This window comes from Serratia sp. BNK-12 (assembly GCF_047456085.1).
In the GTDB taxonomy this organism is placed as follows: Bacteria; Pseudomonadota; Gammaproteobacteria; order Enterobacterales; family Enterobacteriaceae; genus Serratia; species Serratia liquefaciens.
In genome coordinates this window covers 1,441,815-1,466,150 of sequence record NZ_CP179896.1, presented here as the reverse complement: position 1 = coordinate 1,466,150, position 24,336 = coordinate 1,441,815, and the positions used below count along the sequence as shown (strand labels likewise).

Here is a 24,336-nt window from a genome sequence, read left to right as displayed (position 1 = left end):
CCCGCCAGCGCTTAATGCCGTGCTATTCACACCGCCGCCGCCTTCGAGGTTTTTGCCGGAGAGCGCTTCACTATCGCCAACGCACCGGAGAAAATAATCAGCGCCATGCCGCCCGCAGCAATGTAGGACAGCTTCTCGCCAAACAACAGATAGCCGAGCAGCGTGGAGAAAATGATGGTGCTATAGGAAAGAATGCTGACAATCACCGCATTGCCGCTGCCGTAGGCGCGGGTCATGGTGATTTGCCCCAGGCTGCCGAACACGCCGATGGCGCAAACGCACAGCATCATGGCGCTGTCCAGCGCGGTAAACCCCACCACTGAGGTCATCATGCCGCCCACCAGGGTGCCCACCAACGAGAAGTAAAACACCACTCGCAGTTCGGGTTCGCCGCTGCGCACCAGCTTACCGACGTTAAAATAGGCCAGCGCGGTCAGCAGGCCGGAAAGCAGGCCAATCAGGGTCGCGGCATACTCGCCGTTCGGCGTATCGGGGCGCAGCAGCACCAAAATGCCGATAAAACCCAGCAGTACCGAGAACAGCAGCTTGCCGGTCAGTTGACCTTTGCTAGTGACAAAGGCAATCGCCGACTGAAAGATAGGATTGGTGTAGCCCAACGTGGTGGCCGTGGCGATCGGCAGATGGATTAGTGAGTAGAAACCGCAGTACATCGCCGCATTGCCAATGGCGGCGCGTTTCATGTGCAACCCCAAATGCTGGGTGCGGAAACCGAGATTTTTCACATGGATCAGCGCGGCAACGATCAGGACGTTAATCACAGAGCGGTAAAAAATGATGTCGAAAAAACCGACCTTGGCCGAAGCCAGTTTGATGCTGGCCCCCATCAACGCAAAGAACCCGCTGGCGACGACCATCCACAAAGCAACCATGATTTCCTCGGTATATCACCCCAACGGGCGACAAAATAAAACGGGGCGAATTGATTCGCCCCCTACGGCTAATGCAGTCAACATCGCCGCAGCTTGAAAAACGGCGGGGATATTATTCGGCAGCTTTCACCGTCAGCGGTTTATTATCAGCGCAGGCGAAGAATACCAGCATCTCCGCGCCTTTATCACCAGAAACCCCTTGGTGAACGATATCTACCGTGTCGGTAAAGGAGTCGCCCTGCTTAAAGGTATGTTTCACGCCGGTTTTCTTGACCGTCAGCGAAACGCTGCCCCCAGTCATATACACCGCGCTGATGCACGGGTGAGTATGCCAGGCGAGCACCTTGTTCGGTTCCACTGTGACCTTCAACATGGTGATCTGCGGAGCGCCTGCCGGATAATGCTGGTACGGCGTCCCCTCCCATGAGGTTTCGGTTTTCAGCAAGGTTTCTTTGTTTATGCCTTCGCCGTGATCCTCTGCGGCCTGTGCAGCGCCTTGAAATGCCATCATTAATGCCAGAAGTGTCAGTTTATACATTGTTATCGCTCCATGACTACGGTGAACAAAATAGAATGGCGTAATACAAAGGACAATGAATGACGACTCCTGGAATCTGGGGTTACGCCTTTACAAGCCTTTGATACGCTGCTCGTATTCTACGATGCTCTCGGCATAGTATCGATTAGGCGCCACATGATTTCCTACCAACACTTCTATCAGGAAAGGCCCCTCATGCTCAGCCGCGGCGGTCAGCGCTTCGTCCAGTTCCTCCAGCGTCGCCGCTTTGGCGGAGGCAACCCCCAGGCTGTTGGCGAAGGCCTTCCAGTCATGGTTCGGCAACGCGGTATAGTCCGCAGATACCCCACGGTTTTGCAGGGTGTCGATGTGCATCGCTCCGTGAGCGCAGTTGTTCATCACCACAAAGGTCATTTTGACCTGATAACGGGCGGCCGTCTGGATCTCGATGCCGTGCATCAGCATGCAGCCGTCGCCGGTAACCACCACGCAGTCGCGGTGCGGCGCTGCCAGTTTGATGCCAATGCCGGCACAAATCGCCCAGCCCATCGGCGCCAGAGAGCTTGAGGTATGGTAATCGCCCCGGCCGCTGGCCTGCCAGTGGTGCGCCATAAAGATACGGTGTGCGCCGGAATCGACCACCACGTTGGTGTCCTGATTCATACGGCTGCGGATGCGTTTGATGGCGTCGCCGGGGTACATGTTGGCCTCACCCTCGGCAAGACGCACCTGCAAATCGGGCCGTTGCTGCTCTAGCGGCAGTTGACCCACCTGCTCAAGCCAGCCGTTACGCAAGCGCTTAATGCTGTTCAGGTGCGCGTCATCGTCGCTGACCGCATCCAGCAGGTGGTGCAACGAGCCGGTCAGGCTGGAGAAAATCTGCATATCCGGTTGATAATGCGAGCTGACCTTATCGAAATCCTCGTCAATCACCACCAACGTTTTGGTGCCGTGCAGTCGCGGATTCCAGTTCAGGCTATCGCGTTGGCTCAGATCGCAACCCAGCACCAGCAGCACATCCACTTCATCGCCATTGATGGTTTCCACCGCCCGGGTATGACCGGCAAAACCATACAGCCCCAGCGCCAGCTCGTGCCCTTCGGGAAACGCGCCCTTGCCGGACAGCGTAGTGGCAACCGGCAGACGGTATTTCTCCGCCAGGCGCAACAGCAGGGCCGCATCCAGCGGATTATTCATGCGGTTACCCACCAGGCAGGCGACGTTCAGCCCGCGCAGCAGATAGTCATCCAGCACCTGATCCAATGCCTGTGGGTCGATGGCGGCCTCTCGGCACTGGGGCGTGCGTGGCGGGCTAACTTCATGACCGCCAGCCACCTCTTTCTTTTGCATATCGACCGGCACGCTGAGATAGGTGCGACCTTTTCGCTGAGTGTTCAGGCAGGACAGACTGCGCCGCAGTTCGTGCTGCAACGTGAGATTATTTTTCACTTCTATCGCAGCGGAAAGCAGCGGTTTGACGATAGTCAGCTCATCGATGCCACTATTGCTGCCGTCCTGGAAGGCACCCTGCGCCTCATGATAAGTGGCAATGCCGCCGGCCAGATACAACACCGGAATTTTGTCGGCCTGTGCCGCCGCCATCGCCGGCAGGAAATTCATGGTGCCGGGACCGGAGATGCCCAGACAAACGCCAAACTTGCGGCTGGCGCGGGCATAACCGTCCGCCATAAAGCCGCAGGCGGTTTCATGGGCGCCGACGATGCCGGCAATGCCTGAATGTTCAATGGATTTTATCAATGGGTACACCAGCTTGCCGGGTACCAGGAATATGTGCTGAATGCCGCGAGCTTCGAGACTCTGGATAATCGCATCAGCGTTGCTTTGCGTTGCCGCTTTCGCACCGGGGGTTGCAATAACTCTGACACCGTCCGCAGTTGCCAGTGCTACGGGGGTGTATAACTTCTCTGCGTGAGACTCCATTTTCAATGTCCAGTCGTGGTGGGCCAACCTAGATTCAGAGTCGATCCCACCAGGCGATTAGCCCACAGAGACAGGCTCTCATGCGCGTCTGCTTACGCGTTCAGGGTAACATTGGCACAAAATGTGCGCCAGATCACAGCATAAACGTTGATAAGCATAAAGATTGTCGGGTAAAAATAAAGATGCAAAACTGCTTCACGTTGATGCATTTATTCATATCCTGAAACATAATTAATAATTATGATACGTGGGCCTCATTTGCAGCCAAAACCAGAGCCGGTACGGTTGCGCAATAATGAACACAGACAAGACCGATAAGCCTGCACAAAGGAAATGGCATGATGAATTGGGATGATGCACGCTTCTTCCTGGCGGTCGCACGCTGCGGCACTTTACGAAAAGCCGCCAATGAACTACACGTCGACCAAGCCACCGTCGGGCGGCGTATTACCGCTTTTGAAGAGAGCCTGGGATCCAAACTGTTTATCCGTACGCCAAAATCGTTCTCCCTCAGTCCGTTGGGAGAAGAAATGCTGGCGGACGTCATGAACATGGAAAACTCGGTGCAGGCGATTGGCCGCAAAGCCACCAGTGGCGACGACAGCCTGTGCGGTAACGTACGCATCGCCACCACCGATACCATGGCCGAGGCTTTTGTCATCCCGGCGCTGAAGGCGCTGCGAGAGCAATACCCGTTAATCACCGTCACCATGCTGACGGCGGTCAATATCTCTGATATTTCGTACCGTGGCGCAGATCTGGCGATCCGCGGCGCCCGTCCCGAATCCGATGAGCTGATTATCAAACGCATGGCCACCATCGAAATGGGGCTGTATGCGACGCAGGACTATCTCGACAAACACGGCATGCCGACCAAGGGCGACCATCTGCGGGGTCATGACCTGCTGATGTTCCCGCGAGAACTGGTGCCCCGTCACTGGAATAACTTCTGTGGCGAAACGCTGATCGATCCTAACGTGGTGCTGCAGTGCAATTCGCAGTTGCTGCTGCGCTCTGCCACGCGCAATGGGTTGGGGATTGGCCTGCTGTCCTCGTTCCTGGCGGATAAGGACCCGGATCTGGTGCGAATTTTCCCGGAAAACAAAGACTGGGTAGATATCTGGCTGGTGCTGCATCCTGACCTGCAGCGTGCCGCCAGGGTGCGTGCCGTAGTCCAGGCGCTGGAAACCTCATTTAAAAACAATCCCGGCTGATCCCCCCTACTCAGGGGTTAGGGTGACTTACCCTGCCCCTCTTATCCCGTTTCACCACATTGTCATGATTAGATAAAAAGCTTATTATCTAATTAATGCACAGGACGTGCCCCCACTGTCGAGGGAATGATGGCAAAGGTTAACTGGTCGCGCAAAGCAGTTAAACAATTGATGACGCTACCGACTCAGGATCGCTCAGCCATTAGAGACAAGGTCGGGCTGTTAAGCGCGTTTCCGGCCGCCGGGCTGGATATCAAAAAATTGCATGGTGCTGACAGCCAATTTCGCCTGCGCGTCGGCAGCTACCGCATTATTTTTGAGATGAGTGATGGTGAACCTATTGTCTGTCTGATCCAACAAGTGAAGCGTAGAACGTCGACAACTTACTAAACCGCGTTGAGCTGAAATTTATAATCCGAGGTATGCCAGATGGCGAAGTTACAATATATCCATGATGAATCAGGCAAGCCGCTGTACGTGATATTGCCTCTCGATGAATATAAAAAGCTGGTAGGCCGGCAAGATGACTATGAGTCTGTTCCCTATCAAAGCGATGCGCACGATGATGAAACTGTTCCTCATGAAGTGGTCTCTATCATGTTGGATCAGAACATCAGTCTGATAGCCGCATGGCGAATTTTCCGCGGCTTCTCGCAGTACGATGTGGCGACAAGACTGGGGACTACCCAATCTGCCGTTTCTCAGTGGGAAGCCATTGACTCTAAACCGCAAAAAAAAACCCGGGAAAAACTGGCAGAGTTATACCACTGTAGCCCGTCGCAGATGATGCTCTAATCCGTTCCCCACGCCATAAAAAAAGGTCGCCGAAGCGACCTTTTTTACTGCCCTGATGCCCATCAGAACATCGGTTGTGCCATCTGTACCAGCGTAATCAGCGGCTGCGGATAAACACCCAGCAGCAGCACCAACGCGGCGGAGATCAGCACCACTACGCCGCCTGCGGTCAACGCCCAGTTATTTGGGGTATCGCGCTGCAGCGCTTCCGGCGCGCTGAGGAACAGGCTGACGGTGACGCGCAGGTAGTAGTACAAACCAATGGCGCTACCCAGCACCACGGCGCCGGTCAACCACCACAGGTGAGCGCTGACGCCCATTGCGATCACGAAGAACTTACCGATAAAGCCCAGGGTCATCGGGATACCGGCCAGTGACAGCATCATCACCGTCATGACGGCGGACAGAATGGGCTTATGCCAGAACAGACCGCGGTAGGAGAACAGTGAATCTGCATCCGGGCCACGGTACGGGCTGGACATCAAGCTGACCACGCCGAACGCGCCCAGGCTGCTGAACAGGTAACCGGCCAGGTAAACCCCGGCGGTTTCCAGCGACAGCTGGTGGGTTTGCACCGCAATCAGCGCCACCAGCAGATAACCCAGGTGGGCAATCGACGAGTAACCCAGCAGACGCTTGATGTTGGTCTGGCTGATGGCCATCAGGTTGCCGAACAAAATCGAACAAACGGCAATGATCGACAGCACCATGCGCAGCGCTTCGTTGTCGGCAGCAGGCGCATACAGGAACAGACGCATAACGACCGCAAAGATAGCAATCTTGCTGGCGGTGGCCAGGAAGGTTGAAACCGGCGCAGGCGCCCCCTGATACACATCCGGCGTCCACAGTTGGAACGGCACCAGCGACAGCTTGAAGCCCAGACCGACAATCATCATGCCCATACCGGCCAGGATCAGCGGCTGGTGCATCATGTTTTCTTGCAGGCTCTTGCCCAGGCCGGCCAGCGACAGGTCACCGGACTCCGCATACAGCAGCGCCATACCGAACAGCAGGAAGGACGACGCCGCGGCGGACAGCAGCATGTACTTGATGGCCGCTTCCAACGGTCGCTTCTGGCGGTAGGCGTAGCCCACCAGACCAAACAACGGCAGCGAGATCAGTTCAATACCGAGGAACAGCGAGGCCAGATGGTTGGCGCTCGCCAGCAGAATGCCACCCAGGGTAGCAATCAGCACCAGCAGATAGAACTCTTCGCGGTTGTCCGGGTAACCGACCAGCCACGGATAGGCAAAGGTACAGGTCGCCAGACTCGCCAATATCACCAGCCCGGTATAGAACATCGAGTAGCCGTCAACCCGCAGCAGCGGGGTGACATCCATTGGGCCTGCCTGGCCGACAAAGTACAGCGAAAGCAGCGCCAGGTTTAGCCCGATCACGGTCAGGGTGGCGTTGATAAAGTGGTCGCGTCGCCACGCAATGCCTAGCATCACAACCACCACCGTCAATCCGACGATCAACAGCGGCAACAGTGCGATCAGTTGTTGAGGAGTTATTGTCATGGCGAATTACGGCCTTGTTGTTGAAATTGCTGAAACTGACGAACCAAACCAGTGTTGCACGTTGCTCATCGCCGCATTAGAAGTGTCCAGAATCGGTTGTGGGTAGAACCCCAACAGAACCAGCAACACCACCAACAGCAGAATGATGAACAGCTCACGCGCGGTCATGCCCGGCAAAGGTTGGTCAGACTTGGCTTTGCCGTAGTAGGCACGCTGCATCATGATCAACGAGTAAACCGAAGCAAACACCAGACCGAAGGTAGAAATCACGGTGATCACCGGCACAACCTGATAGCTGCCGAACAGGATCATGAATTCACCGACGAAGTTACCGGTACCCGGCATCCCCAACGTAGCCACCGCGAAGAACAGCGACAGCGCAGGGATGTATTTGATACGCCCCCACAGGCCGCCCATTTCACGCATGTCGCGAGTGTGCAGACGTTCGTACAACTGGCCACAGATGATGAACATACCGGCCGCAGACAGGCCGTGTGCAATCATCTGGATCACTGCACCCTGGTAAGCCAGTTGGCTGCCGGTGTAGATGGCGATCAGGACGAAGCCCATATGGGAAACCGAGGTGTAAGCGATCAGACGCTTGATATCGGTCTGCGCAAACGCCATCCAGGCGCCGTAGAAGATACCGATAACACCCAGCCACATGGCGATTGGCGCGAACTCATGCGAAGCTTCCGGGAACAGCGGCAGGCTGAAGCGCAACAGGCCATAGGCCGCGGTCTTCAGCAAGATCCCCGCCAGGTCGACAGAACCTGCGGTAGGAGCCTGGCTGTGCGCATCCGGCAACCAGCCGTGCAACGGCACCACCGGCATTTTCACCGCGAAGGCAATGAAGAAGCCCAGCATCAACAGGTATTGCACGTTGTGTGACATTGGCGTTTGCAGCAGGTCTTCGTAATCGAAGGTCCACACGCCGGTCGCGTTATAGTGCACAAATACCAGGCCCATAATGGCAATCAGCATCACCAGACCGCTGGCCTGGGTATAGATGAAGAACTTGGTAGCCGCAGTGATGCGGGTTTTCCCGTCCGACGCCTTGTGACCCCAGAGTGCGATCAGGAAGTACATCGGCACCAACATCATTTCCCAGAAGAAGAAGAACAGGAACATGTCGATGGCGAGGAACACGCCGATAACCCCACCCAGGATCCACAGCAGGTTCAGGTGGAAGAAGCCCTGGTATTTCTGGATTTCACGCCAGGAACAGAGGATAGCCAACACGCCCAGCAGGCCGGTCAGCACGACCATCAGCAGTGAAAGTCCGTCCAGCGCCAGGTGGATGGAAATGCCAAAGCGTGGGATCCACGGCAGCAGGAATTCAGACTGCCACTGCGGTATGCCTTTCGGCGTAGTCAACGTGTAGCCGCCCTGCATCCACAGATGCAGAGAAAGCGCCAATGTCAGCCCCATTGCGATCAACGCAATCCAGCGCGGCACCTTAGTACCGAAGCGCTCAAACTGCCAGCACAGCAGACCGCCAATAAAGGGGATAAGAATTAGCCAAGGTAATAGCATGGCGTTTTGTGTCCCTTATACGAATAATTTCAAACTTTGTACGTAGCGCCTGCCCTGCAGAGCGCTACGCCCGAAAAATGCGTCTGTTTAAATTATTCAATTAAACCAAAATCAACAGAGCCAATACGACCACTGCACCCACACCCATAGACGCTATATACCAACGCACCTGACCGTTCTCGCTCACTGTCAGACCACGGTTCCCCCAGCGGGAGAAAATGGCCGGCAGGTTCATCATCGAGTTCAGCGGATCACGTTGCAGCAACTTCGCAATACCCAGGTACGGCTTGACGAATACTTTGTCGTACAGCCAGTCGAAGCCCCAGGCATGGAACCACCAGGTAGAGAAGAAACGTCCCGGTGCGCTATTGGCGATGCGGGTAACCAGGGTACGTTTGCCCAGCCACAGCGCCGCCGCTAACAGGATGCCAACAATAGCCACTACGCCGGAGGTAATTTCCAACTGCAGCACGCTACCGTGCGCCAGCTCGGTGGTATCTGGCAGCACGCCCTGCAGTGGCGGAACAATCATCGCGCCAACGAAGGTGGACAGCACCAGCAGAACCAACAGCGGCAGGTGGTGAGTGATGCCTTTACCGGCATGCGCTTTGATTTTCTCTTCGCCATGGAACACGATGAAAATCATACGGAAGGTGTACAGCGAGGTCATGAACGCACCGACCAGGCCGGCAATCATCAGGTTGATGTGACCGTTGGCCATCGCACCCGCCAGGATCTCATCCTTACTGAAGAAGCCTGCGGTGATCAGCGGCAGTGCCGACAGCGCAGCGCCCCCCACCAGGAAGCAGACGTAAACCAGTGGAATGCTCTTGCGCAGGCCGCCCATCTTGAAGATGTTCTGCTCGTGATGGCAAGCCAGGATCACTGAACCGGAGGAGAGGAACAGCAGCGCCTTGAAGAACGCATGGGTCATCAGGTGGAAGATTGCTGCATCCCACGCCTGCACACCCAACGCCAGGAACATGTAACCAATCTGGCTCATGGTGGAGTAGGCAAGTACGCGTTTGATGTCAGTCTGTACCAGCGCGGCAAAGCCGGCCAGCACCAGGGTCACTGCCCCGATAATGCCCACCAGATGCAACACTTCCGGCGCCATCAGGAACAGGCCGTGCGTACGGGCAATCAGGTAAACGCCCGCGGTCACCATGGTCGCCGCGTGGATCAGTGCGGAAACCGGGGTTGGACCCGCCATGGCGTCTGCCAGCCAGGTCTGCAACGGCAGCTGCGCTGATTTACCGACCGCGCCGCCCAGCAACATCAGGGTAGCCCAGGTGATCGCCGTATCGCCGACCGCCAGTTTTTGCGGTGCCAGGATCATCAGTTCGCGGATGTTCAGCGTGCCCAGCTCGTTGTAGAGGATGAACAGCGCGAACGCCAGGAACACGTCGCCGACGCGGGTCACGATGAAGGCTTTCATCGCCGCAGCACCGTTGGCCGGATCCTTGTAGTAGAAGCCGATCAGCAGGTAGCTGCACAGGCCCACGCCTTCCCAGCCCAGGTACATCAGCAACAGGTTGTCTGCCAGTACCAATACCACCATGCTGGCGATAAACAGGTTGGTGTAAGCGAAGAAGCGCGAGTAGCCCTCTTCACCGCGCATGTACCAGGACGCGAACATGTGGATGAAGAAGCCCACGCCGGTGACCACGGACAACATGGTCAACGACAGGCCGTCCAGCGTCAGAGTCACGCCGATATTAAAGTTACCGACGGTCATCCAGTTCCACAGGCTCTGCTCAAACAGCTGCACGCCCGTCGCTTTCTGGGCGAAGAAATCCATCGCCACATGCACCGTGACCAACGCAGCCAGGCCGATAGAGCCTACGCCAATGGTTGCCGAGACGTTCTCAGACCAGCGGCCTCGGGAAAAGGCCAACAGCAGGAACCCGATCAGCGGTAGCAGAATAGTTAAATATAATAGGTTCATCCGCGCATCTCACTGACAGTATCAATATTCAGGGTATGACGGCGACGGTAGAGCTGCAGTAGCAACGCCAGACCGATACTGGCCTCGGCTGCCGCCAAACTGATCGCCAGGATGTACATCACCTGCCCATCCGGTTGGCCCCAGTAACTACCCGCCACGATAAACGCCAATGCTGCGGCGTTGATCATCACTTCCAGACTGATCAGCATAAACAGCAGATTACGACGAACCAGCAACCCGGTCAGACCCAGGACGAACAGGATCGCCGCCAGAATCAGGCCATGTTGAAGAGGGATCATGCTTGCTCCTCCGATTTTCTTCTCGCCATTTCGCCACCGACCGGCGCGTTGCTCAACACCTCACCCGGTTTGTGCTCACGGCCAATGTGGAAGGCAACAACCAGACCTGCCAACAGCAGCATTGAAGCCAGCTCAACCGCCAACACATAAGGACCGAACAGGCTGATCCCCACGGCTTTGGCGTCTACCATCTCACCGCTGATGCCCTGATCGGACACGCTGCGAATCGCGAAAATCAGCACCGCCAGCAGCAGCAACGACAGCAGGCCCGGACCGATCCATACCGACGGCTTCAGCCAGTCGCGCTCTTGCTTTTGTACCGCGCTGCCGAGGTTCAACATCATGACCACGAACACGAACAGCACCATGATGGCACCGGCGTAAACGATGATCTCCAACGCCGCTGCGAAGTACGCGCCGAGTGAGAAGAAGACTGCAGAGATCGCCAACAGCGAGACGATCAGATACAGCAACGCATGCACAGGGTTGGTATGCGAGATCACGCGAATGGTCGCGATCACCGCAATCAAACCTGCCAGATAAAAGGCAATTTCCATGCTTGCTGGCTCCTTAAGGCAACAGACCTTTGACGTCGATCGGTTTGGCTTCGTTTTCGGCTTCGCCCTTGGCTTTGCCGTCAATCGCCATACCGGCCATCCGGTAGAAGTTATATTCCGGATATTTACCCGGCCCCGAGATCAACAGATCTTCTTTTTCGTACACCAGGTCCTGGCGTTTGAACTCACCCATTTCGAAATCCGGCGTCAGCTGGATCGCGGTAGTTGGGCAAGCTTCTTCGCACAGGCCGCAGAAAATGCAGCGCGAGAAGTTGATGCGGAAGAACTCCGGATACCAACGGCCATCTTTCTGTTCTGCTTTTTGCAGCGAGATACAGCCCACCGGGCAGGCAACCGCACACAGGTTACAGGCTACGCAACGCTCTTCACCGTCCGGATCGCGCGTCAGCACGATACGGCCACGGTAACGCGGCGGCAGGTAAACCGGTTCTTCCGGATACATCTGGGTTTCGCGCTTGGCGAAGGCATGCAGGCCTATCATCCAAATGCTGCGCACCTGGGTGCCGAAACCAACCAATAACTCTTTCAATGTCATGGTTTATTCACCCCTTATTGAGCGTTGTACAAAATGACTGCGGCAGTTGCCAGCAGGTTCAGCAGCGTCAGCGGCAGACACACTTTCCAGCCGAAGGCCATTACCTGGTCATAGCGCGGACGTGGCAGAGCAGCACGAATCAGAATGAACATCATCATGAAGAAAGCCGTTTTCAGCGCGAACCAGATGAATGGCGGCAGGAATGGACCCTGCCAGCCACCGAAGAACAACGTCACAATCAGGGCAGAAACGGTGACGATACCGATGTACTCACCCACGAAGAACAGACCGAACTTCATGCCGGAGTATTCAATGTGGTAACCGTCGGCCAGTTCCTGCTCGGCTTCCGGTTGGTCAAACGGGTGACGGTGACACACCGCAACGCCGGCAATCGCAAAGGTCACGAAACCGAAGAATTGCGGGATGACGTTCCACAGATGCGCCTGAGATTCAACAATGGTCTGCATGTTGAAGGAGTCCGCCTGCGCCACCACGCCCATCAGCGACAGGCCGATGAACACTTCGTAGCTCAGGGTTTGCGCAGAAGCACGCATCGCCCCCAACAGCGAGTATTTGTTGTTGCTCGACCAGCCGGCGAACAGCACGGCGTATACCGCCAGGCCGGCCATCATCAGGAAGAACAAAATACCGATGTTGAGGTCGGACACCGCCCAGGTCGGACTGACCGGGACGATGGCAAATGCCAGCAACAGGGAAGTGAAGGCGATCATCGGCGCCAGGGTGAAGATCACCCGGTCGGAGAATTTCGGAACCCAGTCTTCCTTGAAGAACATTTTGATCATGTCGGCGACCAGCTGCAGCGAACCGCCCCAGCCGACACGGTTTGGTCCGTAACGGTTCTGGAACAGGCCGAGCAGGCGACGTTCGCCGAAGCTCATGAAAGCACCGCAGGTGACGACGACCAGCAGGATCACTACCGCTTTAAGCACGGAGATCAGAATGTCGATCACCTCAGGGGTAAACCAGCTCATCGTGTTGCCTCCCGCAGATTTTCAACCGTCGCACCCACCAATACCGGCGGGATCCCTGGCAAGCCAAGCGGTAAGCCCACCTGGCCCTGGGTCAGCGTTTCACTCAGGCGCACCGGCAGACGCAGCGTCTGGCCCGCACAGCTGAACTCCACCAGCGCACCGGCATTCACGCCAAGCGTAGCGGCATCCGCCGGGTTCACCATCACGTAGGCCTCTGGCATACGCTGCTGGATCACGCCGGAACGCTGTGACATTTCATCACTGCCGAACAGGTGGTAATAAGGCGCGACACGCCAGCCTTGCTCATGATCAAAGGCGGCAGGCACCTGGGTGAAGTAATCCAGCTTGCCCTCCCCTGCTTCGATCAGACGCACGCCCGGATCGCCATGGCGCAGCTTGCCGCCCACTTCGGCCTGGAACTTGTTCCATGCCTGCGGTGAGTTCCAACCTGGTGCCCAGGCGAACGGGATCTGCTGACGATCGGCCAGCGGGCTGTTGTTCCCTTCCATCGAGAAGGCGAACATGGTGTCTTTATCCTGCGGCTGACGCGGCTCGTGCACGCTGATGTTGGCGCGCATAGCCGTACGACCACTGGAACGATGTGGCGAACGTGCCAATTTTTGACCTCGGATGCGGAAACTTGCGTCCGGTGCCGCGTCCACAATGCCCTGCAGCTGCGGCAACGCGGTAACACAGGCTTCGATAACGTGATCGAGCTGCGTCCAGTCCACGTGACGGCTGGTATAGGTGGAATGCAGCGAGTGCATCCAACGCCAGCTTTCCAGCATTACGGTGTAAACGTCTTTTTTCGCGTCGTCGTAGTAGGCCGGATCGTATACCTGGAAGAAACGCTGTGCGCGACCCTCCTGGTTGACCAGGGTACCGTCGCTTTCTGCAAAGCTGGCCGCCGACAGGATCAGGTTGGCCCGATCCATGATCGCGGTGCGCTGATGATCAACCACGATCAGGTTGCTGACCTTGGCCAACGCGGCGTCCACTTTTGCCGCCTGCGCATGCCGGTAGAGATCGTTTTCCATCACGATAGCGGTGTCTGCTTCGCCGTTTTCCAACTGCGACAGCGCCTGATCGAGCGAACCACCGCCAATCATCGACAAACCGATGCTGTTGGCCGCGCTGGCCACGAAGGTGATACCCACATCAGAGCCGCGATCCTTCAGCGCTTTGGCGATGTTGGCCGCCGCTTCGATGATGGCTTCGCTGCCGGCGTTGCTACCGGTGACGATCAGCGGTTTACGTGCGTCGGTCAGCGCCTGCACGATGATATCGACTTTCTTGTTCAGGCCGTCAGCCAAATCGTTGACCGCCGGTGCCGCATTATCCAGCCCGTGGGCGATGGCGAAGCCGAGACGCGCTTGCTCATCCACCGGTGCACGGTAGTTCCACGCAGCGATGTCGTCCAGACGGGTGTTGTCCACGTTGGTGACGAACAGTGGGTACTTGGCATGCTGACCAATGTTTTGTATCGCGGCAATCTGCCAGTCGGCAACGCGCTGGGCTGCAGCCATGGCGCGAGCCTTGCCCTTCACCGCCTGACGTACCGACAAAGCAATACGTGCGCCGGTCTGGGTCAGATCTTCACCCAGCACCAATACCGCGTCGTAGCCTTCAATTTCGCGCAGCGCAGGCGTGTGAACGCCGCTGTTTTGCAGCACGTTCAGCATCAGGTTCAGACGACCCTGTTCCGCCTGTGAAATACCGGTGTAGAAATTCTCGGCACCGACCAGTTCACGCAGTGCGAAGTTGCTTTCCAGACTGGCGCGGGGTGAGCCGATACCGATGGTTTTCTTCGCCTGACGCAGGATGTCCGCCGCGCCCTGCATAGCCTGTTCGGCGTTCAGGGTGATCCAATCGTTGCCGCGCAGCTGCTGTGGCTGACGTGGACGATCTTTCTGGTTCACGTAGCCATAACCGAAGCGGCCGCGGTCGCACAGGAAGTAGTGGTTCACGCTGCCGTTATAGCGGTTTTCGATGCGACGCAATTCACCATAGCGCTCGCCCGGGCTGGTGTTACAGCCGATGCTGCACTGCTGGCAAATGCTTGGCGCAAACTGCATGTCCCACTTACGGTTATAACGCTCGGAGTGGGTTTTGTCGGTGAACACGCCGGTCGGGCACACTTCTACCAGGTTGCCGGAGAACTCGCTTTCCAGCGTGCCGCTCTCAACACGACCGAAGTAGACGTTATCGTGCGCCCCGTACACACCGAAGTCGGTGCCGTCCGCATAATCCTTGTAATAGCGCACACAACGGTAGCAGGCGATGCAGCGGTTCATCTCATGCGAGATAAACGGCCCCAGTTCCTGGTTGTTGTGGGTACGCTTACTGAAGCGGTATTTACGGAAGCTGTGGCCGGTCATTACTGTCATATCCTGCAGGTGACAGTTACCGCCTTCTTCACATACCGGACAGTCGTGCGGGTGGTTGGTCATCAACCACTCAACCACGCTTTCACGGAACTGTTTGGCTTCGGCATCGTCGATGGAAATAAAGGTTCCATCGGATGCCGGTGTCATACAAGACATCACCAAACGGCCACGCGTATCTTCCGCGTTTTGGTATTGCTTTACCGCACATTGGCGGCAAGCGCCGACGCTTCCCAGCGCCGGATGCCAGCAAAAGTAAGGAATATCGAGGCCGAGAGAGAGACAAGCCTGCAACAGGTTGTCAGCTCCATCTACGTCGTATTCTTTGCCGTCTACATGAATCGTAGCCATAGTCAGCATGCTTCCAAGTGGCCTGCCTTGCGGCAGGCGTTAATCAAAAATTCTGGCCGTGTCGTCGGGGCGAGTCGGCTTACCAGCGTTGCTTCAGCAGGTTGTTCGGCTGAATGCCGCCAATCGCATGCGCGTTACTGAAATGCTTCACGGCGATGCCCGCTTCGAACTCTTCACGGAAATATTTAATTGCGCTTTGCAGTGGCTCTACGGCACCTGGCGCGTGGGCGCAGAAGGTTTTGCCCGGGCCGAGGGAACGGCACAGCTGCTCGAGGGTTTCGATATCCCCCGGCTGCCCTTGGCCATTTTCCAACGCACGCAGGATCTTCACGCTCCACGGCAGGCCGTCACGGCATGGCGTACACCAACCGCAGGACTCGCGAGCGAAGAACTCTTCCAGGTTGCGCACCAACGGAACCATACCGATTTCGTGGTCCACCGCCATCGCCAGCGCGGTGCCAAGACGGCTGCCGGCTTTACCGATGTTCTCGAAGTCCATTGGCAAATCGAGATGATCGGCAGTCAGGAAGTCGGTCCCTGCACCACCTGGCTGCCAGGCTTTGAAACGCAGTCCGTCACACATGCCACCGGCGTAATCTTCCAGAATTTCACGTGCGGTGGTACCAAACGGCAGCTCCCAAACGCCTGGGTTTTTCACCCGGCCGGAGAAGCCCATCAGTTTGGTCCCGGCGTCGTTACTTTTGCCGGCGGAGATCCCCTTGTACCAGTCAATGCCGTTCGCCAGAATGGCCGGCACGTTACACAGGGTTTCTACGTTGTTAACGCAGGTCGGTTTGCCCCATACGCCGGAGGAAGCCGGGAATGGTGGCTTGGAGCGCGGGTTGGCGCGGCGGCCTTCCAGCGAGTTAATCAGCGCGGTTTCTTCGCCGCAGATGTAGCGACCGGCACCGGTATGAACAATCAGCTCGAAGTCGAAACCGCTGCCCATGATGTTCTTGCCCAGATACCCGGCTTCGGTAGCTTCGGCAATCGCACGGCGCAAATGCACCGCCGCTTCGATGTACTCACCGCGCAGGAAGATATAGCCGCGGTAAGCCTTCAGCGCGAAAGCCGAGATCAGCATGCCTTCCACCAACAGGTGCGGCATCTGTTCCATCAGCAAGCGGTCTTTATAGGTGCCCGGTTCCATTTCATCGGCGTTACACAGCAGGTAACGGATGTTCATGGATTCGTCTTTCGGCATCAGGCTCCACTTCAGACCGGTGGAGAAACCTGCGCCGCCGCGGCCTTTCAACCCGGCGTCTTTCACCAGGTTGACGATCTCGTCCGGAGCCAGGCCTTTAATGGCCTTTTCGGCGCCCGCATAGCCGTTTTTGCTGCGGTATTCATCCAGCCAGACCGGCTGTTTGTCATCGCGCAGTCGCCAGGTCAGCGGGTGCATTTCGGGAGTGCGTACAATGTCTTTAATCATTGATACTGCTCCAGTAGCGTCTCGATATCTTCAGGCTTCAGCTGACTGTGAGTGTCCTCATCAATCATCATGGTCGGCCCTTTATCGCAGTTGCCCAGACAGCAGGTTGGCAGCAGAGTGAAGCGACCATCAAAGGTGGTTTGACCCGGTTTGATGCTCAGCTTCTTCTCGATGGCGGCCTGAATGCCCTGGTAACCGGTGATGTGACAAACAACGCTGTCACAATAACGGATCACGTGACGTCCTACTGGCTGACGGAAAATCTGGCTGTAGAACGTGGCCACGCCTTCTACGTCGCTGGCAGGAATGCCCAGCACTTCCGCGATGGCATAAATCGCACCGTCCGGAACCCAGCCGCGCTGCTTCTGCACAATTTTCAGTGCTTCGATTGAGGCGGCGCGTGGATCCTCGTAATGGTGCTTTTCGTGCTCGATCGCATCACGTTCTTCCGCGCTCAGCTCAAATGCATCAACGCCGCTCTGAGGAGCGGCCGCATTGATGGGTTCAAGCGCTTCGTTATTCGCGTGATTGTCTTTTTGATCATGCATAGTTAGCGGTCCACATCTGACATTACAAAATCGATACTACCCAGATAGACGATCAGGTCGGAGACCAGGCTGCCACGGATTACCGCTGGGATTTGCTGCAGGTGCGCGAAGCTTGGCGTACGTACCCGGGTGCGGTAGCTCATGGTGCTGCCGTCGCTGGTCAGGTAGTAGCTGTTGATCCCTTTGGTGGCTTCAATCATCTGGAATGATTCGTTGGCTGGCATCACCGGGCCCCAGGAAACCTGCAGGAAGTGGGTGATCAGCGTTTCAATGTGCTGCAGCGTACGCTCTTTCGGCGGCGGCGTGGTCAGCGGGTGATCGGCCTTGAACGGGCCTTCCGGCATGTTGTTCAGGCACTGCTCAAGGATGCGCAGACTCTGGCGCAGCTCTTCTACCTTCAGCATCACGCGGGTGTAGCAGTCGCTGTTGCCGTCGCCGACCGGGATTTCGAAGTCGAAATTCTCATAGCCGGAATACGGACGCCATTTACGCACGTCGAACTCGATACCGGTAGCACGCAGGCCGGCGCCGGTCACGCCCCACTCCAATGCCTCTTTGGCATTGTAGGATGCAACACCCACGGAACGGCCTTTCAGGATACTGTTCTTCAGCGCAGCCTTGACGTAGGAATCCAGGCGTTTTGGCATCCACTCCAGGAATTCACGCAGCAGACGATCCCAACCGCGCGGCAGATCGTGTGCAACACCGCCAATACGGAACCAGGCCGGGTGCATACGGAAACCGGTGATCGCTTCCACCAGATCGTAGATTTTCTGACGGTCGGTAAAGGCGAAGAACACCGGGGTCATGGCGCCGACGTCTTGAATGAACGTGCTGATGTATAGCAGGTGGCTGTTGATGCGGAACAGTTCGGACAACATCACGCGGATAGTGTCAACGCGCTCCGGCACCTTGATACCGGCCAGCTTTTCAACCGCCAACACGTAAGGCATTTCGTTCACGCAGCCGCCGAGGTACTCGATACGGTCGGTGTACGGAATGTAGCTGTGCCAGGACTGACGCTCGCCCATTTTCTCGGCGCCACGGTGGTGGTAACCGATATCCGGAACGCAGTCGACGATCTCTTCGCCATCCAGTTGCAGAATGATACGGAATGCACCGTGCGCTGATGGGTGGTTCGGGCCAAGGTTGAGGAACATGAAGTCCTCGTTCTCGGTGCCACGCTTCATGCCCCAGTCTTCCGGCTTGAAGGTCAGCGCTTCCATTTCCAGATCTTCTTTCTGTTTGGTCAACACAAAGGGATCGAACTCGGTGGCGCGCGCCGGATAATCCTTACGCAGCGGGTGGCCTTCCCAGGTTTGCGGCATCATGATGCGCGTCAGGTGCGGGTGGCCGTCGAAGGTAATACCGAACATTTCCCAGGTTTCGCGCTCATACCAGTTGGCATTAGGGAAAACCTTGGTTGCTGTGGGCACGTGCAGGTCTTTTTCAGACAGTGCCACTTTCAGCATGATATCGCGGTTGCGTTCGATAGAAATCAGATGGTAGAAAACAGAAAAATCCGCGGCCGGCAAACCGTCGCGGTGGGTGCGAAGACGCTCGTCCACGCCATGCAGATCGAACAGCATGACGTAAGGCTTCGGCTGTTTTCTCAAAAACGTCATTACTTCCAGTAACTGGTCAGGCTTGACCCATACCACGGGCATTCCGGTACGGGAGGGCTGAACAGTGAAGGCTTCCGGCCCAAAACGGTTGCGCAGTTCGCCAATCACCGGATCGTCGAGGTGATCTCGGGTCTGCCAGGCCGGCAAGGCGTCGTGCGTCGTTGAATCTGTCATAATTTTTTTTCACCACACTAAAGGGTTATTTCGCCGCAAGTTCACTTTTCGCTGTGTTAACCAATAGCGCACTAAGATGGACGTTAAATGAACGTCTTAAATCTCGTCAGGCGTCCGAAGGTTGGTCACCGCGATACGCTCGCCGTGTTTACGCTCTCTTTCAGACTGCATATTGGCGCGGTAAACGCCCTGATCGCCAACAACCCAGGACAGCGGACGGCGTTCTTTGCCGATCGATTCCTGCAGCAGCATCAGCGCCTGCATGTAAGCTTCTGGACGCGGTGGACAACCCGGGATATACACATCGACCGGCAAGAATTTGTCCACGCCCTGCACGACGGAATAGATATCGTACATGCCGCCGGAGTTGGCACAGGCGCCCATGGAGATCACCCACTTTGGCTCCAGCATCTGTTCATACAGGCGCTGAATAACCGGGGCCATCTTGGTAAAGCAGGTACCGGCTACGACCATCAGGTCAGCCTGACGCGGCGAAGCACGCAATACTTCGGCACCAAAACGAGCCACGTCGTGAACGGCGGTAAACGACGTCACCATCTCCACGTAACAGCACGAAAGGCCAAAGTTATAGGGCCAAATAGAGTTTTTACGCCCCCAGTTCACCATGTCATGCAATGCATGTTCGAGTTTACCCATGTAAACCGTGCGGTGAACCTGTTGATCCAGGGGATCGGCGACGACCTCCTGTTTTTGCAGGGGGTAACGGTCGTTCTCACCGTTCGGGTCTATGCGGGTGAGCGTATAGTCCATCTTAATGCCTCGTTTTTTACCGACTACTGCGGATGACTGTTGGTGTTAGTGATCGTGCCTGGTTTACTCAGACGTTTGGAACGCGACGGTGTCCAGTCCAATGCGCCGATACGCACCAGATAAAACAGACCGGCCAATAGCACCAAAATGAAAATGGCGGCTTCGATGAAGCCAACCCAACCGCTCTCGCGAATGGAGACCGACCAGGCGTACAGGTACAAGGCTTCAACATCGAAAATAACGAAGAACATGGCAACCAGGTAGAACTTGGCGGACAGACGCATACGCGCCGTGCCGACCGAGTCGATGCCTGATTCAAACGGGGTATGTTTGGCACGCGCACGGGCTCTCCCACCCAGGAAGAACGCGCCCAGCAGCATTAAACCGCAAAGCCCGATAGCCACGACAAAAAATACGGCGAACGCCCAGTGATGAGCGATAACTTCAGTGGTTGTTGACATACTCTATGCTTACTCATCAAAAGTGGCGTCGATCGCTCTGCTCTTGTATCTGGCAGTTAGTGCACCACATCGATTTAAGGGAAGGATAAATAAACCACACAAACAAACTGCTTTTACAGCGAGTTAGGCAGCGTTTTACTGTGGGCTTTTTACTCCTTTCTATAACCTTTTGTCAACTTTGACAAAAGTATCTACACACTAGTTTACATACGTATCATTTAATTAACATTTGATGCGCCTGGCTTAGGCTAAATCGTGTCAGTTAATTGCCGTGTAGAAACAGATAGATATAAACCAACATGCACATTTCAGTTTTACTATACCATTGTCTCAGGAATCTCCTGTTCTTCCACTCACTACCTAGGGGTATTTTTTTGATCCAGGACACGTTTTCAGCATAAAACCTCAAAAAAAGTGTGGCCCTTTAATAAATTTTGTCAATTCTTGCGGTAAAAATCGCCGTGACACGCTATCAAAATAACCCTATCTATTCCAGGTCTTTAGCGGTGAAATTAATCGTTCAAAAAAACAGCGAAAGTCATTTTTTTCGTCTGATAACCGTTCTCATTACCCAGCAAGACTTAAATAAATACCCACTTCGATATCTGAATCAAACGAACTCGATATAAATAAAACTTTTACCGAATTTTGGCCAAAAAAAACCTCCGCCGAAGCAGAGGTTTTATCATCCCGTTTTAACGCGTTTCGGCGTTATTCTTCATCATCAACCAAACAAGCATCATCTTGCAACGATGCCCCAGGTCCATTGAAGCTGTAGCTGTCGTTGCCGTTTTGCATGGCGCTGAATATCGCCATCGCCAGCTCATTACCGCACTGAGGATCCTTGCACAGGCTGTATTGAGTATCAGGCAACGCGGGTAACCCCTCGGTTGCACCAAGCACACGCAGGTCCGGACTCATCATTTCTATTGGGCGAACGGTAATGCCCAGCCCGGCCTTACAGGCGGCGCGAACGGCGGAAAGCGTTGAAGCCACATAGGCGATCCGCCATGGGATCCCGGCGTCATCCAGGTGTTTGATCGCCATCGCGCGGAACGGACTTGGATCGTCCATCACCACCAACGGGATCGGTTCGCCAGCCTGGAAATGGTAATCGGCCGCGCAATACCACAGGGTTGGTGAGGTACGCAGCACAATGTGCGGGCGATCTGCGGCAGCTATAGTGGTGATAGCCAGATCGACTTCGCCGCTTTCCAGCATGTCGACCATGAACGAGCTGGGTTTCACCCGGACATCAATCGCCAGTTTTGGGTACACCGACGTGACGCGGTTAAGCAAGAAAGGCAGGATGGTATCGGCGGTATCGTCGGAAGCGCCAATAGTCAGAACACCCTTTATATTGTTGTACATCAACGAAGTACAGGCTTCGTCATTGAAGCGCAGGATTTTCCTGGCGTAGCCGAGAAGCTGAATACCGTGTTCGGTCAGTAATTTATTGCGCCCATGACGGGCAAACAACTCTTTGCCAACCAGTTGCTCTAACCGCTGCATTTGTTGGCTGACGGCTGATTGAGTGCGACAAACGGCGACTGCCGCCGCCGCAAAAGTATTCAAATCAGCAACAGCTACAAAGGTTCTTAGCAGATCGAGGTCGAGATTGAGTATCGGACGATTTGCAGTTGTCATAGTGTTTTCTTCACTTTTTGAATTCTAATTTACAAACTACCCTGGTGTGTTTCTAAGACATCGTTAAAGGACGATGCCAGACATGACAGTACCCCACTCATAAGTGGAGGGCAAAAAAATTACTTTTATTTCGTTACCTCTATCGCCTTTTAAAATGTGATCTATCGTGAATGCTTATAGAAATGCCGTACTTTATAAGTGGTGAAAGTGTTTCATTTTTACCGGGTTAAATATTTTACTCATTCAACGCGTGAGATTTCCACACCAATCGTGCTGCATAACTCCCGCGTCCAGACTGGCCTCAGCGCCGTTTTCTGCACAGAAAAATCCGTAGTTCGCAGCGTAACGTCTGGTTCATTTTTTCATGACTTTAATAAATTCAATCAGTAACATTTATTGCGTGAATAAATCAGAAATAACTACTTAAACAGCGCTTAAGATAGAAACTGAAATACGGCTAATGTAATTCATCCTTGTCTTTCAGTTTGGATCGCCGATTGACATCCCGCTATCAGACTACTCTGGCATTATCATTTCTTTACATTTTAACTTCTTTAATCTTTGGCCGGATAACCCGTTTGTCGGGTCCCGTTCCGTTACGGGGATGATACCGGGTAATTATGACTGCACACCACCACAAAGACAGAATTAAATACCAATTTCAAAATAAAATGCAGCACTAAAACCCACCAAAACACTTTAACATTGCTTATCTCACCTGGGTTCCTGCGTTACCCCCTTCGTTTGCACCAAAGGCGTGCATGGCCCTTCAAAAGCGCCCGCGCCAGGAGTACATTGGGCAGGTTGCGGCATTCCACGGTAGGAACGCCCCCATCCCAGCAAAAGGCTCAACTTTTTATGTCCCCCATTGAGAAATCCAGCAAACTGGACAACGTCTGCTATGACATTCGTGGCCCGGTGCTCAAAGAAGCTAAACGTCTTGAAGAAGAAGGCAATAAAGTCCTGAAACTGAACATCGGCAACCCAGCCCCATTCGGTTTCGATGCCCCTGATGAAATTCTGGTCGACGTGATCCGCAATTTGCCCACGGCGCAAGGGTATTCTGATTCCAAAGGGCTCTTCTCGGCGCGTAAAGCGATCATGCAGCACTACCAGGCCCGCAACATACGCGACGTGACCGTTGAGGATATCTACATTGGCAACGGGGTTTCCGAGCTGATCGTGCAATCCATGCAGGCGCTGCTCAATAGCGGCGACGAAATGCTGGTGCCGGCGCCGGATTACCCACTGTGGACCGCGGCAGTTTCGCTGTCCGGCGGTAAAGCAGTGCATTATCTGTGCGATGAGCAAGCCGGCTGGTTCCCGGATCTGGATGACATCATCAGCAAGATCACTCCACGCACCCGCGGCATCGTGATCATCAACCCGAACAACCCAACCGGTGCGGTGTACAGCAAGGCCTTGCTGGAGCAGATCGTCGAGATCGCCCGTCAGCACAACCTGATCATCTTCTCCGATGAGATTTACGACAAAATTCTGTATGACGAAGCCGAACACCATTCGATCGCCGCGCTGGCACCGGACCTGCTGACCGTCACCTTTAACGGATTGTCCAAAACTTACCGTGTGGCGGGTTTCCGTCAGGGTTGGATGGTGCTGAACGGGCCGAAAAAACACGCCAAAGGCTATATCGAAGGCCTGGAAATGCTGGCGTCGATGCGTCTGTGCGCTAACGTGCCGATGCAGCACGCTATTCAAACCGCACTGGGCGGTTACCAAAGCATCAGCGAATTTATTCAACCCGGCGGCCGTCTGTATGAACAGCGTAATCGCACCTGGGAACTGTTGAACGAAATCCCAGGGGTTTCCTGCGTGAAACCTCAGGGCGCGCTGTATATGTTCCCACGCATCGATGCCAAACGTTTTAATATTCACGACGATCAGAAATTGGTGCTGGATCTGCTGCTGCAGGAAAAAGTGCTGCTGGTGCAGGGCAGCGCCTTCAACTGGCCGTACCCGGATCATGTGCGCATCGTTACGCTGCCGCGCGTAGATGAACTGGAAATGGCGGTCGGCAAACTGGGCCGCTTCCTGGAAGGCTATCGTCAATAGTCATGATGGGCGCAGCCTGCTGCGCCCTTCTCCCCCATCACCGCACTGCCTGAGTTGCATAACCCGCCATCACTGCTCACAATGGAACCCTCACTTGCCGTTGTA

21 protein-coding genes are annotated in these 24,336 nt (G+C 55.3%); 4 read left to right on the top strand and 17 right to left on the bottom strand.

The genetic code is table 11. The features are described 5' to 3' along the window. Positions 1 to 26 precede the first annotated feature (26 nt). The 3 genes from ACMGG1_RS06645 to ACMGG1_RS06635 form a co-directional block, all read right to left on the bottom strand. A complete protein-coding gene (locus ACMGG1_RS06645) occupies positions 27 to 890 on the bottom strand; it encodes a DMT family transporter (protein WP_201896183.1) in 864 nt (287 codons plus the stop codon). A gap of 112 nt (positions 891 to 1,002) precedes the next feature. Then, positions 1,003 to 1,428, bottom strand: a complete 426-nt coding sequence (locus tag ACMGG1_RS06640; RefSeq protein ID WP_046373055.1) for a cupin domain-containing protein — start codon at positions 1,426 to 1,428, stop codon at positions 1,003 to 1,005. 90 nt (positions 1,429 to 1,518) lie between these two features. Further along, positions 1,519 to 3,348 carry a thiamine pyrophosphate-binding protein gene (locus ACMGG1_RS06635; protein WP_122079904.1) on the bottom strand — a complete coding sequence of 610 codons (1,830 nt, stop codon included), beginning with the start codon at positions 3,346 to 3,348 and terminating at the stop codon, positions 1,519 to 1,521. A 338-nt stretch (positions 3,349 to 3,686) separates the two neighbouring features. Between ACMGG1_RS06635 and ACMGG1_RS06630 the strand changes: the two genes are divergently transcribed. The 3 genes from ACMGG1_RS06630 to ACMGG1_RS06620 all read left to right on the top strand — a co-directional run bounded on the left by ACMGG1_RS06630 (position 3,687) and on the right by ACMGG1_RS06620 (position 5,357). After that, positions 3,687 to 4,562, top strand: a complete 876-nt coding sequence (locus tag ACMGG1_RS06630; protein WP_128864613.1) for a LysR family transcriptional regulator — start codon at positions 3,687 to 3,689, stop codon at positions 4,560 to 4,562. A 129-nt stretch (positions 4,563 to 4,691) separates the two neighbouring features. Then, on the top strand, positions 4,692 to 4,952 hold the full coding sequence (locus ACMGG1_RS06625; protein ID WP_128864668.1) for a type II toxin-antitoxin system RelE family toxin: 261 nt from the start codon (positions 4,692 to 4,694) through the stop codon (positions 4,950 to 4,952). A gap of 39 nt (positions 4,953 to 4,991) precedes the next feature. Then, positions 4,992 to 5,357, top strand: a complete 366-nt coding sequence (locus ACMGG1_RS06620) for a helix-turn-helix domain-containing protein (RefSeq protein WP_130016463.1) — start codon at positions 4,992 to 4,994, stop codon at positions 5,355 to 5,357. Between the two features lie 62 nt (positions 5,358 to 5,419). Here the strand turns inward: ACMGG1_RS06620 and nuoN are convergent, their stop codons facing one another. From nuoN to lrhA, 14 genes are all read right to left on the bottom strand, one after another. Next, positions 5,420 to 6,877, bottom strand: coding sequence for an NADH-quinone oxidoreductase subunit NuoN (gene nuoN / locus ACMGG1_RS06615; RefSeq protein WP_044552632.1), 1,458 nt, complete (start codon positions 6,875 to 6,877; stop codon positions 5,420 to 5,422). Positions 6,878 to 6,883: 6 nt separating this feature from the next. Continuing rightward, complete coding sequence (gene nuoM / locus ACMGG1_RS06610; protein WP_020827841.1) at positions 6,884 to 8,413, bottom strand: NADH-quinone oxidoreductase subunit M; 1,530 nt, start codon at positions 8,411 to 8,413, stop codon at positions 6,884 to 6,886. Between the two features lie 100 nt (positions 8,414 to 8,513). Next, the gene (gene nuoL, locus ACMGG1_RS06605; RefSeq protein WP_020827842.1) at positions 8,514 to 10,361 is read right to left on the bottom strand and encodes an NADH-quinone oxidoreductase subunit L; all 1,848 of its coding nucleotides are present in this window, start codon (positions 10,359 to 10,361) and stop codon (positions 8,514 to 8,516) included. After that, positions 10,358 to 10,660 carry an NADH-quinone oxidoreductase subunit NuoK gene (gene nuoK / locus ACMGG1_RS06600; protein WP_012146014.1) on the bottom strand — a complete coding sequence of 101 codons (303 nt, stop codon included), beginning with the start codon at positions 10,658 to 10,660 and terminating at the stop codon, positions 10,358 to 10,360. The genes nuoL and nuoK overlap by 4 nt, the downstream gene beginning before the upstream one ends. Then, a complete protein-coding gene (nuoJ, locus tag ACMGG1_RS06595; RefSeq protein WP_020827843.1) occupies positions 10,657 to 11,217 on the bottom strand; it encodes an NADH-quinone oxidoreductase subunit J in 561 nt (186 codons plus the stop codon). Before nuoJ ends, nuoK begins: the two co-directional genes overlap by 4 nt. A 13-nt stretch (positions 11,218 to 11,230) precedes the next feature. Next, on the bottom strand, positions 11,231 to 11,773 hold the full coding sequence (nuoI, locus tag ACMGG1_RS06590; protein WP_004947256.1) for an NADH-quinone oxidoreductase subunit NuoI: 543 nt from the start codon (positions 11,771 to 11,773) through the stop codon (positions 11,231 to 11,233). Positions 11,774 to 11,787: 14 nt separating this feature from the next. Next, on the bottom strand, positions 11,788 to 12,765 hold the full coding sequence (gene nuoH / locus ACMGG1_RS06585; RefSeq protein ID WP_020827844.1) for an NADH-quinone oxidoreductase subunit NuoH: 978 nt from the start codon (positions 12,763 to 12,765) through the stop codon (positions 11,788 to 11,790). Continuing rightward, a complete protein-coding gene (gene nuoG / locus ACMGG1_RS06580; protein WP_041415534.1) occupies positions 12,762 to 15,500 on the bottom strand; it encodes an NADH-quinone oxidoreductase subunit NuoG in 2,739 nt (912 codons plus the stop codon). Before nuoG ends, nuoH begins: the two co-directional genes overlap by 4 nt. A gap of 79 nt (positions 15,501 to 15,579) precedes the next feature. Continuing rightward, the gene (gene nuoF / locus ACMGG1_RS06575; protein WP_414161232.1) at positions 15,580 to 16,932 is read right to left on the bottom strand and encodes an NADH-quinone oxidoreductase subunit NuoF; all 1,353 of its coding nucleotides are present in this window, start codon (positions 16,930 to 16,932) and stop codon (positions 15,580 to 15,582) included. Next, positions 16,929 to 17,480 carry an NADH-quinone oxidoreductase subunit NuoE gene (gene nuoE, locus ACMGG1_RS06570; protein WP_104410952.1) on the bottom strand — a complete coding sequence of 184 codons (552 nt, stop codon included), beginning with the start codon at positions 17,478 to 17,480 and terminating at the stop codon, positions 16,929 to 16,931. Before nuoE ends, nuoF begins: the two co-directional genes overlap by 4 nt. 2 nt (positions 17,481 to 17,482) lie before the next feature. After that, the gene (nuoC, locus tag ACMGG1_RS06565) at positions 17,483 to 19,279 is read right to left on the bottom strand and encodes an NADH-quinone oxidoreductase subunit C/D (protein WP_020827848.1); all 1,797 of its coding nucleotides are present in this window, start codon (positions 19,277 to 19,279) and stop codon (positions 17,483 to 17,485) included. 96 nt (positions 19,280 to 19,375) lie between these two features. After that, a complete protein-coding gene (locus tag ACMGG1_RS06560) occupies positions 19,376 to 20,050 on the bottom strand; it encodes a NuoB/complex I 20 kDa subunit family protein (protein WP_012146021.1) in 675 nt (224 codons plus the stop codon). Between the two features lie 23 nt (positions 20,051 to 20,073). Then, entirely contained in the window at positions 20,074 to 20,511 is a 438-nt protein-coding gene (locus ACMGG1_RS06555) for an NADH-quinone oxidoreductase subunit A (RefSeq protein ID WP_020827849.1), read from the bottom strand. Between the two features lie 711 nt (positions 20,512 to 21,222). After that, on the bottom strand, positions 21,223 to 22,158 hold the full coding sequence (lrhA, locus tag ACMGG1_RS06550; protein WP_142814763.1) for a transcriptional regulator LrhA: 936 nt from the start codon (positions 22,156 to 22,158) through the stop codon (positions 21,223 to 21,225). An 858-nt stretch (positions 22,159 to 23,016) separates the two neighbouring features. On the opposite strand from lrhA, the gene ACMGG1_RS06545 reads away from it, so the two are divergent. Then, entirely contained in the window at positions 23,017 to 24,231 is a 1,215-nt protein-coding gene (locus tag ACMGG1_RS06545) for a pyridoxal phosphate-dependent aminotransferase (RefSeq protein WP_020827851.1), read from the top strand. Positions 24,232 to 24,336 lie beyond the last annotated feature (105 nt).

Excerpts from the sequence above, each read along its gene's own strand:
- ACMGG1_RS06645 (WP_201896183.1), bottom strand. The coding sequence starts at position 890 with ATGGTTGCTTTGTGGATGGTCGTCGCCAGCGGGTTCTTTGCGTTGATG.
- ACMGG1_RS06640 (WP_046373055.1), bottom strand. The coding sequence starts at position 1,428 with ATGTATAAACTGACACTTCTGGCATTAATGATGGCATTTCAAGGCGCT.
- ACMGG1_RS06635 (WP_122079904.1), bottom strand. The coding sequence starts at position 3,348 with ATGGAGTCTCACGCAGAGAAGTTATACACCCCCGTAGCACTGGCAACT.
- ACMGG1_RS06630 (WP_128864613.1), top strand. The coding sequence starts at position 3,687 with ATGATGAATTGGGATGATGCACGCTTCTTCCTGGCGGTCGCACGCTGC.
- ACMGG1_RS06625 (WP_128864668.1), top strand. The coding sequence starts at position 4,692 with ATGGCAAAGGTTAACTGGTCGCGCAAAGCAGTTAAACAATTGATGACG.
- ACMGG1_RS06620 (WP_130016463.1), top strand. The coding sequence starts at position 4,992 with ATGGCGAAGTTACAATATATCCATGATGAATCAGGCAAGCCGCTGTAC.
- nuoN (WP_044552632.1), bottom strand. The coding sequence starts at position 6,877 with ATGACAATAACTCCTCAACAACTGATCGCACTGTTGCCGCTGTTGATC.
- nuoM (WP_020827841.1), bottom strand. The coding sequence starts at position 8,413 with ATGCTATTACCTTGGCTAATTCTTATCCCCTTTATTGGCGGTCTGCTG.
- nuoL (WP_020827842.1), bottom strand. The coding sequence starts at position 10,361 with ATGAACCTATTATATTTAACTATTCTGCTACCGCTGATCGGGTTCCTG.
- nuoK (WP_012146014.1), bottom strand. The coding sequence starts at position 10,660 with ATGATCCCTCTTCAACATGGCCTGATTCTGGCGGCGATCCTGTTCGTC.
- nuoJ (WP_020827843.1), bottom strand. The coding sequence starts at position 11,217 with ATGGAAATTGCCTTTTATCTGGCAGGTTTGATTGCGGTGATCGCGACC.
- nuoI (WP_004947256.1), bottom strand. The coding sequence starts at position 11,773 with ATGACATTGAAAGAGTTATTGGTTGGTTTCGGCACCCAGGTGCGCAGC.
- nuoH (WP_020827844.1), bottom strand. The coding sequence starts at position 12,765 with ATGAGCTGGTTTACCCCTGAGGTGATCGACATTCTGATCTCCGTGCTT.
- nuoG (WP_041415534.1), bottom strand. The coding sequence starts at position 15,500 with ATGGCTACGATTCATGTAGACGGCAAAGAATACGACGTAGATGGAGCT.
- nuoF (WP_414161232.1), bottom strand. The coding sequence starts at position 16,932 with ATGATTAAAGACATTGTACGCACTCCCGAAATGCACCCGCTGACCTGG.
- nuoE (WP_104410952.1), bottom strand. The coding sequence starts at position 17,480 with ATGCATGATCAAAAAGACAATCACGCGAATAACGAAGCGCTTGAACCC.
- nuoC (WP_020827848.1), bottom strand. The coding sequence starts at position 19,279 with ATGACAGATTCAACGACGCACGACGCCTTGCCGGCCTGGCAGACCCGA.
- ACMGG1_RS06560 (WP_012146021.1), bottom strand. The coding sequence starts at position 20,050 with ATGGACTATACGCTCACCCGCATAGACCCGAACGGTGAGAACGACCGT.
- ACMGG1_RS06555 (WP_020827849.1), bottom strand. The coding sequence starts at position 20,511 with ATGTCAACAACCACTGAAGTTATCGCTCATCACTGGGCGTTCGCCGTA.
- lrhA (WP_142814763.1), bottom strand. The coding sequence starts at position 22,158 with ATGACAACTGCAAATCGTCCGATACTCAATCTCGACCTCGATCTGCTA.
- ACMGG1_RS06545 (WP_020827851.1), top strand. The coding sequence starts at position 23,017 with ATGTCCCCCATTGAGAAATCCAGCAAACTGGACAACGTCTGCTATGAC.